This window comes from Mesorhizobium sp. NZP2298, assembly GCF_013170825.1.
Classification (GTDB): Bacteria; Pseudomonadota; Alphaproteobacteria; order Rhizobiales; family Rhizobiaceae; genus Mesorhizobium.
Window position 1 is genome coordinate 5,890,712 of record NZ_CP033365.1, and the last position, 13,794, is coordinate 5,904,505.

Sequence of the window (13,794 nt, forward strand, 5' to 3'; positions counted from 1 at the left end):
CGAACCCCGCCCGGGTCAACCGGAAGGCTTCGCAGCTGAAGTGAACTCCAAGCTGCGCAGGCGGCTTTCACAGCACGTCATGCTGGAGGGCGGTCGACCGCGGGCGGGCATGCCGGCGGTTTGCTGGCGATTTACCACGGGTGCAAGTTGCTGCGCGAAGGCAAGGCCAAGTTGTGCCTCGCCGGAGGGGTCGACACCTATCTCGAACCCGAAACGCTTGAATGGCTCGACGAGAACGGACAGCTGCATTCGGAAGGGAACATCTACGGATTCTGCCCTGGCGAAGCGGCGGGATTCTGCCTGTTGACCACATTGGCGACGGCGCGCGCGCTTGGTTTGCAATCACTACTCGAGGTTGTCGCGACGTCGGCCGCGGGTGAAGAAAACAGGATCAAGACGGAAACCGTGGTGCTTGGCGAGGGCTTGGGAGCGGCGTTCCGGAATCTGTTCGAGGATGCGCCGGCAGACCCCGTCGATCGCATCATCTGCGACATGAACGGGGAACGTTACCGCGGAAACGAATATGGCTTCGCGGTGATCCGCAATCCCGGCCGCTTCCGAGACGCCGCTGATTTCGAAACCCCGGCCGACTGCTGGGGCGATGTAGGCGCGGCATCCGGGCCGCTTTACGTCAGCCTCGTCGCCGAGGCGCAAGCGCGTAACTACCAGAAAGGCCCGCTGTCGCTGATCTGGGCGAGTTCCGAGAACGGCTCGCGCGCAGCCGCCCTGCTCGGTTCACCGGGCGTCCGGCCGAGTTCCGGTGCCGACGGCCCCCGGCCTACTGCACGGTAGGCAAGGTCAGCCATTTCGAATCGGCCGAGAAGCGGTGAAGCCACTCGTCGGCGGATTCGGGGCTGGATATGAAACCGTCGCCGGCCAGCGGGCCGACGCCGTTGAGGACAAAACCGTCCATCACTTTGGCCATTTGCTGATAGGCAAGCACCTTCCTGGCTAGCCGGTTTCTATCGAGCGAGTCGGGCTCGGCCGCCAACATGAACACCGTTCCGAACCGTTGCTCGAATATGGCGATATCGGCGTCCGCACGAAGGTCCTTGATGCGGGCAGCCACGCCGGCGTCGTCCTTGAAGGGCGCGCCCAACAGGTTGAGCCAACATGGTGATTTCAGTTCGCTTCGCATCCGGAACGGAATGAGGTCGAGCATGTCGATATCGACGCCCCAGAACCGTCGGGCCTTGGCGTAGATTTCGGTGAAGGCCTCGTCCTTTTTGTCCCTCGCGAAGGCGAAGACAGGCCCGCCATGCCCTGAATAGATATCTATTCGATCCGCCAGGGTGCGCAGAAGACGCGTCAATTGCTCGACGGGAAAATCCAACGGAAAGAGAAAACGGACATACCAGGCCAACCCCAGCGATCGTCGCTTCATCGCCTCGATGTTGAGGCTGAATGTTCCCCGATCATCGTCGATCTCACAACCGTCCCAAAGCTGGGCCTCCAGGCCCCTGCCCTCGCGGATCCGCTTCCTTGCCGCTTCGAAGAACCGATAGTTCGATCGGCCGGCGCTTCGCGCCGATTGCGTCAGAACCGGATCCGCGACCGCTGACCAGAAGGGCAATTCCGCTATCTTGAACAGCTTGATGCGGCTCTTCGGGCACACAGCCTCATATACATCCAGAATCCAGTCGAAATCGTCGACCGTCAATCGTTTCGGGTAAATCACAACCTCAAGCAGGATCTTGTTGAGTGGTGCATCGTCGACCACTCTCGATCGCAAGAGCGCCGAGGGAAATCCCGGCAAGGATTTTCCTGGATCACTGTTCGTCGGCATCGCCGCGGTCCGCACCTTCGCGCTCCACTTCGATGGAGTGCCTCAATGATTTCAGGAATTCGATAAGGTATTCGTCAAAATCAGCGTATTCGCGCGTCAGCTTTCCGTCCTCATACTCCTTGAAAGTCGCCTTGCCGTCCGAACCCTCCTGCGGCGGCCACATGAACAGGTAGTTGTTGGTGTCCTCGCCCAGCACAACGGCGACGGCGTCGTCGGCCGGGTTCTCGTCACCAAAGTCCTCGAACACTTCCCAGACCATCTCGAGCGTGTCCTCGAACCATTCCTCGTTGCTTCCTCTCGTCCCCAGGATCGCGGCGTCGCCGTCGAAGTCGGTCCAGCCGTCATGCATCAAGAGGAACTCGCGATAGGACGGCTCGATGGGGAACCCGCATTTCTTCTCGAAGCGTGCGATGTCCTTTTCCGTTGCCGGCTTCGACGGCGGATCGGTCATGTCCTCATCCAGAGTCAGCATGTCGAGCTCCCGCTTGGCCTCCAAAAGCTGGGCCACAAGATCCGTGCGCTCCCGATCGTTCAGCATGGCAGCTCCATCAGCAGCAGTCCCCGCGAACGCCCGTATGTCGGTTTGGACCGCTCGTTTTCAGATCGCTCATCGCACCACCGATCCATTTGTTCGGCCGGCGTGACATCCAACGAAGATTGGATCCCCGGGTAGGATGGCCGTTGTGCTGGATTTCCTGGACGTGATCCGGGCTGAACAGCCTGTATTTTGGCCGCGTGCTCTCGGCCTTCTCCTTGAGCTTCTTCTGACAGTCCGGGGAAACGTCGTGGAACCCCATGTCCTCGGGCTTTCCTTCCCCGCCCGGCCCCTTGCCCAGCCTGGCGTAGCGCTTGATCGACTTGCAGACGTTGTTGCCGGAATTTCTCGTTCCGTCGCCATCCGGCCCGTATCTCTTGCCGGCCTGCTTGACCTCGGTGAACTCCGAACTCTTTCTGCCCTTGAGCGCGGCATCGTACGCCTTGATCTTGGCGCATATCTCTTCCAGCTCGCACTCGTCGTATTTCTTGCGCGGCTTTCCGGATTTCGTTTTTCCCTTCGGCGCATCTTCGCACAGGATCACCAAAACCGTGCCTTCGGTCTTGCTCCGGGGATCCACATTGCCCCCAAGATCCACCGTATTCTTGTCGTTGTGAAACTTCTTGTCCGTGTGTCGGCAGGCGTTCTGACCGTCCATTTTCACGTCGAAAGAGTAGGTGATCCAGTCCGTCGCCTTCATGTTGACGTTGGATTTTACGCCGCCAACGGTGCCGGGTTCATCACCATTGCTTCGGCTGTAGTGGGATCCCTTGATGGCAATCATCTTGCCCTTTGCGAACACCGTCGTCGTTCCATCGGAGAGCGATGATTGTTCCGCGATATTGGGGTAGGGAAGCGGGACAGGCCCGCCGGGGCTTGGCGTCTTGCAGACATCCGGGATTGTCGCCATAGAGAGGCCGACCGTGCCCTTGTAGGTCAGGCCAAGGTTGTTGACGGAGATGTGTGACGGCATCGCCTTACAGCCCCTTTGCCCAATCCTTCACCCGGTCCGCTACTGGCAGGTAGGGTGGGTTGTCCTCGAAATACGTCGCGAAGGCGTCGCCGAGCACTTCCGGCTCGACGGAAAACAAGCTGTCCTCCAGCCGCGCCTCGGGAAACAATTCTAAAAACGCCGCCCCCGCGGGCACCGCCAGCGCCGGTGTGCGCATCTGGTGGATGAGCCAGTGCAGGAGGGTGCGGTCGCCGAGCATACCCGCGCCCCGCACGGCCAAGGGCGCGGTTTCCGGCGTCTTGAGCAATCCACCCATCCAGCCGCGCACATCCTTGTCCGGCTCGGCCTTGACCACCGCGCGCAAGGCCATCATCGCATCGGGACCACCACTGACCGCCACCTTCCGCAATTCAGGGCTGGCCAGATCCCCTGAGCCAAGTTCGGTCAGCGCCCAGGCGGCCCAGAACCGCGACTTCTCGTCGGCATTATTCAAGGCGGCTCTCAGTTCCTCCACAAGGTCCGCACGTTTCAGCTTTCCGGCGAGGTGCAAGCTGGTGGCGCGAACCCGTGCATCCGGATCGCGGACAAGTCGAACCAGCATCTGCCTGGGATCGACATTGTGACCAAGGCAGGCGGATACGCCGAGAAATCGCTTGAACGCATCCGGCGCTCCGATCCAGTCCCGCACCAAGGGGGCGATCGTTGTCGGCTCGTGCCAGGCCAGCGCACCGATCAGCCCGCGAGCGTCGTCGCTACCTTGACGGCCGAACTCGACGGCCTCGGCAACACGGCGACCATCGGTCTGCTCGATCCCCATCCATCCGTAGAGGAACAGTTCGCCCTTTTCAGGGAAGTCCTCATAAGCCCGCACGATATATGGCCAGGCGGACGGACCCGCGATGCGCAAACCATCAAGGTTGGCCTCCAGACGCCTGTCGACACCGGCGACCACATCGACATCGGGCGGGTCGCTCTCCATCAACGTGTCGCGCTGCGCCCAGAAGAACGCGGCCTGCTCGGCATGTTGCCGAACAATATCCCGCACTATTCGCCGCTCCGGCGCACCTTCCGCTTTCGGTTTGCCCTGTGCCGCCAACATCAGTTGAGATCGATCGATCCGCCCCGGATACGATTGGCGGCGCTGGCCTGGCTGGTGACATAGGTGCCGCGAATGGTGATGCGGCCGTCTTTTTCCATCAGGATCGCCGCCTCGCCGCAGCGCAACTCGATACGCTCCTTGCCCATAATTCGCACGGTCTCGCCGTCGCGAATGATCTGCGACGAGGCCGCGTTGCGGGCCGGCTCGACTACCCGCCCGACAATCAAGGGACGACCCGGATTGCCATCCTGAAACAGCAATGCGACTTCGGCACCGATCATATCGGAGCTGAGTTCGGTCAGGCTGCGGGCCGGGATGGCTGTCTCTTCTGGATTGCCGGGGAAGACGACAAGCGGCGCACCTTCGCCGAACCCCAGGAAAATCCCGATCACGACCCCTTCGATACGCTCACGTGTTTCGACCATCGTCACATCCTCAGTTTTCACTGATCTTCGAACCCTTCATCACAATGTCGCTGGAAGCCTTGATGGTGATCTTGCCGGACCCGTTCACCGAAATATCCTTGCCCTCGATGCCAATCGACCCGTCCTTCTTCATCATGATCTTGGCCGAACCGCATTTGATCAGGATCTCGTCACCGGCGTCGATCACCAGCTTCTTGCCGACCTTGATGGAGCTGTTCTCGCCGACATTGATCGAACTGCCTTTCGCAACACCCAAGGAATGGGCGCCGCCGACGGTCGTGGAATCGTCGGCCGCGATGCTGGCGCTACGCGCCGCGCCCACGTTGAACGTCTGGGCGCTGCCGATAGTCACGCTCTGATCGGCGCCGACATTGACGCTTTGCGCGGCCGCGATGTTCCAGCTGTCGGCTGCCCCGATGTCGTGGCTTTGCGCTGACCCCACGGTGACCGACCGTGTCGCGCCGATCGTATTGGCTTGCGGGCCACCGACGGTTCGTGTTTCGGATGCCGCCACCGAATCGACCCGGGCCGCGCCGACGCTCACCGTCTGGACGATGGCGACGGTCTGCGTGTGATTGGCGCCGATCGTTTCGGTGGAGTTCGAACCGATGCTGATCGTCTCATTCGCCCCGACCGTCAGCGAGCGATTGACGCCCACCGTCTCGGTGTCGTTGTTGCCGATATTCGTGGTCTGGTCGACGCCGACCTTGACCGTCTTGTTGTTGCCGACGTCCTCGTCGAGGTTGTGGCCGACGGAATGCTTGGCGTCGTGGTCGATGCGGTCGGACTGGTCGTGCTGGACGAGCTTGGTGCGGTCGTGCTTGATCAGAAGGTTGTGGTCCTTCTGCGCCTGGAAGTTGACCAGCTCGGAGCCGGCCTTATCCTCGAACATCAGCTCGTTGTAGCCGCCGCCGCCTTTCGAGGAGTTGGATTTCCAGCCCGACTGCGTTGCATTGCCCGGCAAGCCGTAGGGCGGCATCTGCGAGGCATTGTAGACCCTGCCGGTGATGATCGGCAGGTCAGGGTCGCCTTCGAGGAAGTCGACGATCACCTCCTGGCCGATGCGCGGTATCTGGATGAAGCCCCAGCCGCTGCCGGCCCAGGTCTGCGAGACACGCACGAAGCAGGAACTGTTTTCGTTCTTCTTGCCCAGGCGGTCCCAGTGGAACTGCACCTTCACCCGGGCATATTTGTCGGTGAATATCTCCTCGCCTGAAGGGCCGACCACCGTCGCCGTCTGCGGCCCGCGCATGATCGGCCGCGCCGTGATCCGCGGCGCGCGATAGGGCAAGGCAGTCGGCGCGACACCCAGCACGATCTTGTAATTCTCGCTGTGGGCTTCGTTCTGGGTCCTGTAGCCCGGATCGAACAACCTGTATTCGGCGCTGACAACCAGATACTCCTGGTTCTGGTCATCGCGCGGAAAGCTTTCCAGCTTGAAGGTGCAGCCGGAATGGAGGCCGCGCACGGTTCCAACGGCGGTGATGCGCTGATGCGCGGCCTGAAGTTCCTCGCGCCGGATGCCGGCCAAGGTGTCGCCGCGCCCCACATCGAGATGCGCCCCAGGCTGGCGATAATTCTCGCCGGAAGCTTCCTTGTGGCTGAACGGCTGGGCGGACTTCGCCATCAGATCGGCGCCAGGCTTCTTGAAATCATAGTCGGTGTGGGCATAGGCGCCGGGCCTCACCGAACTGCCCGGAATCCATTCGGTGATGTATTCGACGTCGCGCCGCGAACCCTGTCCTTCGAAATTGTACGGTATCTTCTCGTAGCCCGGCGCCGGCTTCAGCTTGCTCATCGCGTCGCACAGAACGAGCGTGTGCTTGCCCTCGTCATGCTCGAAGAAATAGAAGATGCCTTCGTGCTCGAGGAGGCGTTGCACGAAATCGAGATCGCTCTCGTCGTACTGTACGCAGTATTCACGCGACGGGTACGACCCTTGCAGCCGCTTCTCGAATTTCGCCGTCCCGTATTTCGAGAAGATCTTTTCGACGATCTCGACAGCGGTCATGTTTTGAAAGATCCGGCAATCGGTCGCATTGCCGAGGAACCAGAGCCACGGCCTGACGACCGCTTCGTAATAGGCCAGCCGGTCTTCGATGCGGGTCAGGCGAAACTCCGACACCAGGCCGCTGAACCACCGTTTCGGATCGGATTCACCTTCGACCGAAACCATTCCCCCCAGCATCTTCAGCGGATCGATGTCGGAGCTGGGGCTGACGAACCCGACCGTATAGGCAAAGCAACGGCTGATCTCGTCGCGCCCGACAAGATGCGTGAAGGTCAACAGCTCGGCGCCAACCGGTGTCTGTACAACCGTGGCACGTTCGTTCGGCATGGGTCGTGCCCCTCCTGGACGCGGCCGCCGACGCGGTGGATTTGAAGTCCCATCTGCTGAGGAACCTTTTAAGACCCACCGCACCAGGCCATGTTGAGCCTACCACATATTGTCCTGCCAACCAAAGAGGACACACAGCGTCAAAACCTTGCCCTGTCGATGATGCATCGGCTCGAAACACTGCTGTCCTGTTGTATGTGCAAACTGCTAGAATGTGGAGTATCGGTCAGTGTTCGACGGCGACCCTGGATGTACATCAGTTTGCAAATCAACAATGTCGACGCCTTGCCTGCGGGCATCTCGACCGGCTACGCGGCGCGGGATCGCAGCTTCGAAATCGGGCGCGATGCTTGCGACTGGACCTTGTCGGACCCCGACAAGTTCATCTCCGGCCGGCATTGCGAGGTCCGCTACGAGGCAGGCGCATTCTGGCTGCACGACGTCTCGCGCAACGGAACCTACATCAACGGATCAAACCAGCGCATGACCGGCCCGCATCGGATGGCCAACGGCGACCGGATGCTGATTGGCCGCTATGTCATCTTCGTGTCGATCGATGAGGAGCGCGCAGCGACAAGTCATCCCAACCGCGGCTCGACGCAGCGAGAAATGCCGGCCGCGACAAATCGGTCGCTGGAATTCGGAGAGGGACCCTTCTTCGATCCCGCGGAGCAACGGTCCGGGCAGCGGGTTAGGGCTCCGGCATTCTCGTCGCAACCCTCGCCGCTTCCCTCGACGCGAGACGAGGTGCTGCGAGAAATCGCGATCGCGGCCGGTATCTCGCCGGAATTGCTGCAATCGCGCGACCCGCATGAAGTCGCCGCCGAAATCGGCGCGGTGCTGCGGACAGTGGTCGAGGAAGTGACCTTGCTGTTGAAAGCACGCGCGGCCGCGAAAATGCTGGCCAAGAGCACACAACGAACGATGATCAGCGCGGCCGACAACAATCCCCTGAAGTTCGTCCCAGGAACCGACGACATCCTCGAGATCATGTTTGCGCGACGCCGTGCCGGCTATCTCGATGCCAGGCGCAGCATCGAGGATGCGTTCCGCGATCTCAAGACGCACGAATTCGCCACCTATGCCGCCATGCAGGCGGCGCTGTCGCGGCTGCTCGACGACTTGTCTCCCGAAGCGATCGGAAGAAAGCTTCCGCCGACATCGTTCTCGTCGAAAAAGAGCCAGGCCTGGGACGCTTTTGTCGCGACCTGGCGAACCATGGAGGAAGCACACGAGAACGGCATGCTGGACATATTCCTGGCCTATTTCAGCGAAGCCTATGCCAAGGCCGACAAGCAGAAATAGGCGCTTCAGGGGAGCGTTGCAGCCAATGAAGATACCTCTTCGGTGTGCGGCATCCGGTTCCAATCGAGATTTTCCGGGATTACGATCGCATACGACAATTCGCCAAGCGGGTAAGCCTGATCGACCTGGGGGTCTGCGGCAGATGTCATCTTACGGCGGGATAGCAAGTTTTAGTCTGCCTTCCTCAACACAGAGTCCTGACCTGCAGGGCCTGCCTTTGCTTTACCTGACCGCGAGAAGCTTTGCGCCTGTCCGCCAAGAGCGCGGGTGCCGGGCGCCGACGGACGATCGGCGATGAGCTCGAAGGACGATCCTTTCGGCCCGGCGGGCAAGACCGTCATTCGCGCCACGCCACGGCGTGAGCGAAAGCCGGCACCGGGCCCTCCCGTCGCGGATGGCGGACAGCCCTCGCAGGTCAAGGACTCGACCGTGTTCGATCCCGGTGTCGGCCGGCATACGCCGCCCGGTTGGACATCCGGGACCGTTATTTATCAGGGGACTCCTCCCGTGGCGGCTCCGGCCCTGCCGCAGGAGACCTTGCTCAACGTCACGGACAACGTCCGATATTCCGCGGCAAACCCGATCCTTGCCGCGGCCGCACCGTTGCTGATGCTATTCGGTCAGCTCAGGCTTATCCCGGTCGAGAGACAAGCGGAGCCATTGGCGGAGCATATCACTGAGGCGATCGACAAGTTCGACAGCGCACTGGAGAAAGCAGGCGTTGCCGAAGAGGATGCGCGGATTGCGAAATTTGTCCTCTGCGAAACCGCCGACGATCTCATCGGCAACCTGCCCTGGCCACGCAAGGACGCCTGGGTGCAGCACAGCATGCTGTCGCGGTTCTTCCACGTCGAGCCCAACGGCACGGGCTTTTTCGAAGCGCTGAACAAAATCCTGGCCAGCCCGGAGGCACATTACGATCTGCTCGAACTGATGCATGTGTGTCTGTCGCTGGGGTACGAAGGCCAATATCGCGGCCTGACGCGCGAGGACACCAATCTCGAACGCGTTCGGCGCGACGTCTACGAAACGCTTCGCTATTTCAGGCCCCGCGCGGACGAAGACATCTCGCCTCGCTGGCAGGGCCTGGCGGCGACGATGACGCAGTCTTCGACACGCCTGCCGCTCTGGGCCGTTGCGGCAGCGGCAGCGGCGCTGCTGACGGCGGCATTCTTCGCGTTGCGGGTCTTCATCACCAATGAAGGCGACGCCACCGCTGGTGAATTGCTGGCCCTCAACCCGTCGACACCGATCGCCATCGAGCGCGCCAGTGTCGCGCCTTTGGGAGAGCCGGAGAAAGTCACCCCTCCGGCAGCCACGACCACGCAGATCGATCGCATCCGCTCGGCACTGGCCAAGGATATCGAAGCCGGCGGGATGACCGTCGGCACGAAGGGCGGCTTCATCGTCGTGGAAATCAACAATCTCCTGGTGTTCCAGTCCGGAAGAGCCGACGCGAAGCTGGAGTTCCAGCCCATAGCAGCCGATATCGCCGCCGCCCTGGAACCCGAGCGTGGGCCAATCAGGATCGTCGGCCATACCGACAATGTGAAGCCGCGAAAATCGAGCCCGTTCAAGTCCAACTTCGATCTTTCTGTCGCCCGGGCGAAGGCCGTCCAAACCATGATGGCGCAGAAGTTGAGCGATCCTTCGCGACTGACGGTCGACGGCAAGGGCGAGGACGAGCCGATCGCCGACAATACAACCGTGGAAGGCCGCGCCAAGAACCGCCGGGTCGATGTGATGATCGCCAAGGAGGAGACATTGTGAGCAGGGCCGGTTGGATGCGCCGATGACGCGTTGGCTGCTGCGGATATTCAGCATGATCGCGCTGGCCGGTTTTTCAGCGGCAGTGTGGTTTGCCGGACCTTTGATCCGCTTCGCCGATAGCCGTCCTCTCGGGCCGGCCTGGCTGCGCGCGGCAATCATCGGTGTGATCGTGGCGGCCGTGGCGCTCTTCTATGGATTGCGTTTCTGGCGGATGCGCAAGGCACAAAAGGCGCTGGAGACCGCCGTTGCCCGCAACGACGACAGGGATGACGACTCACGGGTGCTCGAGGCGCGCATGAACGAAGCCATCGCCGCGCTCAAACGGTCGAGCGGCAAGCGCAATTTCCTCTATGAGATCCCCTGGTACATCATCATCGGCCCGCCCGGCGCGGGCAAGACAACGGCACTGGTCAATTCGGGTCTGAACTTTCCGCTGGCAGGTTCGGGTGATGCCCAGCCGGTCGCCGGCGTTGGCGGAACACGCGCCTGCGACTGGTGGTTCACCGACGAGGCCGTGCTGATCGACACCGCCGGACGCTACACGACGCAGGATTCCAATGCCGAGAGCGACAAGAAGAGCTGGCTCGCCTTCCTGTCGCTGCTCAAGCAATACCGCACGCGGCAGCCTATAAACGGCGTCATCCTGGCGATCAGCCTCGCCGATCTCATCGGCCTCGACGATCAGCAGCTTGATGCTCACGTCGTGGAGATACGCAGCCGGCTGCGGGAAATCCACGAGACGCTGAAGATCCAGTTTCCAGTGTATCTGCTGTTCACCAAGGCCGATCTTGTTTCCGGGTTCATGGATTACTTCGGCGCTTTCGACGAACCCCGCCGGCGCAAGGTCTGGGGCGCGACATTCCAAACCACGGATCGCAACAAGAACATGGCGGCCGAGGCCCCGGCCGAATTCGATGCGCTGGCAAGACGCCTGGTCGAGGAGATGCCCGACCGCCTTCAGGAAGAGGTCGATCCGGTCGCGCGCATATCCGTCTTTGGCTTTCCGGCGCAGTTTGGTGCGCTGAAGAGCCGAATTGCGAGTTTTATCGCCGGCTTGTTCGATCCGGCCCGCAGCCAGGTGAATGTCAGCCTGCGTGGCCTCTATTTTTCGTCAGGTACGCAAGAGGGAACGCCCATCGATCAGGTGTTGGGCGCGATCGGCCGCAGCTTCGGTGGCGATTCCCGCGCCCATCTTTCGGGAACCGGCAAAAGCTTCTTCTTGCATGATCTGCTGACGGGCGTCATTTTTGCCGAATCCGGATGGGTCTCCTACGACAAATCGGCTGTAAGGCGTGCGGCGATCGCCAGATTTGCAGGACTTTGCGCCATCGTGTTGATCGTCGCGGCGGCCCTCGGCACCCTGGCCCTGAGCTTCACGGCCAACAGGTCGCTGATCACCTCCACAACGCAGGCCATGGGCCAGTATCGCGCAACGGCGGACACGCTGCTCAAGAGTACCGAGGTCACCGACGTCGACCTCGAAAACGTCATTGGCCCGCTCGACCAGTTGCGCGACCTGCCGGCCGGGTTCGAAACCGGCGACATGCCGACACCGATCGAGGAGACCTTCGGCCTCGGCCAACGGGAGAGACTTCTTTCGGCATCCAAGACGGCTTACCGGCAAGCGCTGGAACGCCTGTTGCGGTCGCGTTTGCTGATCCAGGCTGAGCGGACGATCCAGGCCAAGATGGCCGACCCCGCCGCGCTTTACGAGCCGTTGAAGATCTATCTGATGCTCGGCGGCAAGGCGCCGAAGGTCGACGACGCGCTGATCGTTTCCTGGATGAAGCAGGATTGGGAGCAAAACCGGTATCCGGGCGAAAACAACCGCGCGGGACGCGAGCAACTCGAAAAGCACCTGCGCGCCATGCTTGCCTTGGACGACGCCTATGATCCGGTTTTCGAGCTCAACCAGCCGCTCATCGAAGCCGCCCAGCGTTCGCTCGGGCGCATGAGCCTCGCAGACCGTGCCTCCGCGTTGATCAAGTCAGCGGTGTATTCGGCGGCGCTGGACGATTTTCCCGTTTCCATGAAGGGCGGACCGGAAGCGCAGCTATTGTTCGAACGTGTCGATGGCAGCGATCTGTCAGGCCTTCGCGTGCCCGGCCTCTACACTTGGGCCGGCTTCAACCAATTCTATCTCGGACAGCTCTCGCACATTGCGCAGATGCTGGTCGACGACCAGTGGGTGCTCGGCGGTGGCGGCGAGCAAGGCGGCATCGACCAGGAGTTGCTCAAGCTCGGCCCCGAACTTCTCGATCGTTACGGGAAGGAGTTCGCAACGGCATGGAACGGCGTTCTCGACGGGTTGAAGTTCAAGGCGATGCTGAAGGACAAGCCGCACTACATCGCGCTTTCCGCCGTCGCCTCGCCAACCTCGCCGATCGAACAGCTGTTTACGGCGGTCGCCGACGAAACAGCGCTGACGCGGGAGGCCAAAGACTCAGGCCCCGGGGTTGAGGCCGGCACGGCTCAAGGCCAGTCTCCAGACGCCGCAAAAATGGCCAAGGGTCTGGCTCGCATCGGCATACAGATCGCCACCGGAAAATCGCAAAGCCGTGCCGGCACGGGATCGGCAGCAGACCAGAATCCCGGGGCCAATATCGAAGCGCAGTTCAGGTCATTCCAGGCCCTGGTGAGCGGCCCAGCCGGACGCCGACCGATCGATGCCTTGACCCAGAATTTCCGCGACATCTACCAGAGCCTGCAACTGGCGACCGACGTGCCGTCGCAGACGGAACGTGTCAACGCCAATCTGCAGCTGCAGATAGCCACCCTTCGTGCCAATTCCTCGCGCCTGCCCAAGCCGCTCGCCAGAATGGTCAATGCGACGGCGGACGAATTTGAAGGCAACGTAACCGAGACCTCGGTGGCGAATTTGAACCAGATGCTCGACCAGGCGGTCACGGCTCCTTGCGAAGCGGCGATCAACGGCCGCTATCCGTTCTCCGGTACTGGCGCCGAGGACATGGCGATGGCGGATTTCGCCAAACTGTTCGCTCCGGGTGGGCTGCTGGACCGGTTCTTCGCGCAAAACCTCGCATCGCTGATCGACATGAGCGGTCAGGACTGGAGCTGGAAGCAGGATGCGCGCTTCGGCCGCGACCTGTCGAAATCGACGCTGAAAACCTTCCAGCAGGCGGCCGAAATCCGCAGCGCGTTCTTTCCCCAGGGCGGTTCGACGCCGTCGATCAGCATAACCTTCACGCCGTTCTCACTGCATGGCGATGCCGATGCCGCGGTGCTCGATGTGGATGGCCAGACCGTCCAGAGCAACCAGGCAGGCAACGCGCCAAGCATAGTGACCTGGCCGAGCGGAGCGGCCTCGGGATCCGCCAGCCTGAGCCTGACGCCGGAGATGCCAGGCCGCGACTCCAGCATCAAGTTCGAAGGGCCGTGGGCGCTGAAGCGGCTCATGGACAAGGCGGCCATGACCGGCACCGACAGCAATGTCGAAGCGCGCTTCGTGATCGGCGGGCGCGACGTCACCTATACGATCCAGACCGGCTCCGGCCCCAACCCGTTCCTGCTTCCGGCACTTTCCGGATTCAGCTGTCCGAAGGCGTTTTGAGATGGGCTTCGAA

At 61.6% G+C, this 13,794-nt stretch carries 10 protein-coding genes; 4 read left to right on the forward strand and 6 right to left on the reverse strand.

Annotated features, from left to right (window positions below; all coding sequences use genetic code 11):
- Positions 1 to 147: 147 nt before the first annotated feature.
- On the forward strand, positions 148 to 792 hold the full coding sequence (locus tag EB231_RS28415) for a beta-ketoacyl synthase N-terminal-like domain-containing protein (protein ID WP_172351733.1): 645 nt from the start codon (positions 148 to 150) through the stop codon (positions 790 to 792).
- Here the strand turns inward: EB231_RS28415 and EB231_RS28420 are convergent.
- The 6 genes from EB231_RS28420 to tssI all read right to left on the reverse strand — a co-directional run bounded on the left by EB231_RS28420 (position 779) and on the right by tssI (position 7,135).
- The gene (locus EB231_RS28420; RefSeq protein ID WP_172351734.1) at positions 779 to 1,756 is read right to left on the reverse strand and encodes a type VI immunity family protein; all 978 of its coding nucleotides are present in this window, start codon (positions 1,754 to 1,756) and stop codon (positions 779 to 781) included. The genes EB231_RS28415 and EB231_RS28420 overlap by 14 nt on opposite strands.
- A gap of 13 nt (positions 1,757 to 1,769) precedes the next feature.
- Positions 1,770 to 2,324, reverse strand: coding sequence for an SMI1/KNR4 family protein (locus EB231_RS28425; protein ID WP_172351735.1), 555 nt, complete (start codon positions 2,322 to 2,324; stop codon positions 1,770 to 1,772).
- A gap of 10 nt (positions 2,325 to 2,334) precedes the next feature.
- Positions 2,335 to 3,231: a DUF4150 domain-containing protein gene (locus EB231_RS28430; protein WP_245303325.1), complete on the reverse strand. Its 897-nt coding sequence runs from the start codon at positions 3,229 to 3,231 to the stop codon at positions 2,335 to 2,337.
- A gap of 67 nt (positions 3,232 to 3,298) precedes the next feature.
- Entirely contained in the window at positions 3,299 to 4,372 is a 1,074-nt protein-coding gene (locus tag EB231_RS28435) for a HEAT repeat domain-containing protein (protein WP_172351736.1), read from the reverse strand.
- Positions 4,372 to 4,797 carry a DUF6484 domain-containing protein gene (locus tag EB231_RS28440; RefSeq protein WP_172351737.1) on the reverse strand — a complete coding sequence of 142 codons (426 nt, stop codon included), beginning with the start codon at positions 4,795 to 4,797 and terminating at the stop codon, positions 4,372 to 4,374. Before EB231_RS28440 ends, EB231_RS28435 begins: the two co-directional genes overlap by 1 nt.
- Positions 4,798 to 4,807: 10 nt before the next feature.
- Positions 4,808 to 7,135, reverse strand: a complete 2,328-nt coding sequence (gene tssI, locus EB231_RS28445) for a type VI secretion system Vgr family protein (protein WP_172351738.1) — start codon at positions 7,133 to 7,135, stop codon at positions 4,808 to 4,810.
- A gap of 249 nt (positions 7,136 to 7,384) precedes the next feature.
- Between tssI and tagH the strand changes: the two genes are divergently transcribed.
- The 3 genes from tagH (at position 7,385) to tssM (ending at position 13,781) form a co-directional block, all read left to right on the forward strand.
- Positions 7,385 to 8,440, forward strand: coding sequence for a type VI secretion system-associated FHA domain protein TagH (tagH, locus tag EB231_RS28450; protein WP_172351739.1), 1,056 nt, complete (start codon positions 7,385 to 7,387; stop codon positions 8,438 to 8,440).
- A 294-nt stretch (positions 8,441 to 8,734) separates the two neighbouring features.
- Positions 8,735 to 10,210: a type VI secretion system protein TssL, long form gene (tssL, locus tag EB231_RS28455; RefSeq protein ID WP_172351740.1), complete on the forward strand. Its 1,476-nt coding sequence runs from the start codon at positions 8,735 to 8,737 to the stop codon at positions 10,208 to 10,210.
- A 22-nt stretch (positions 10,211 to 10,232) separates the two neighbouring features.
- Positions 10,233 to 13,781 carry a type VI secretion system membrane subunit TssM gene (tssM, locus tag EB231_RS28460; RefSeq protein WP_172351741.1) on the forward strand — a complete coding sequence of 1,183 codons (3,549 nt, stop codon included), beginning with the start codon at positions 10,233 to 10,235 and terminating at the stop codon, positions 13,779 to 13,781.
- Positions 13,782 to 13,794: the final 13 nt, after the last annotated feature.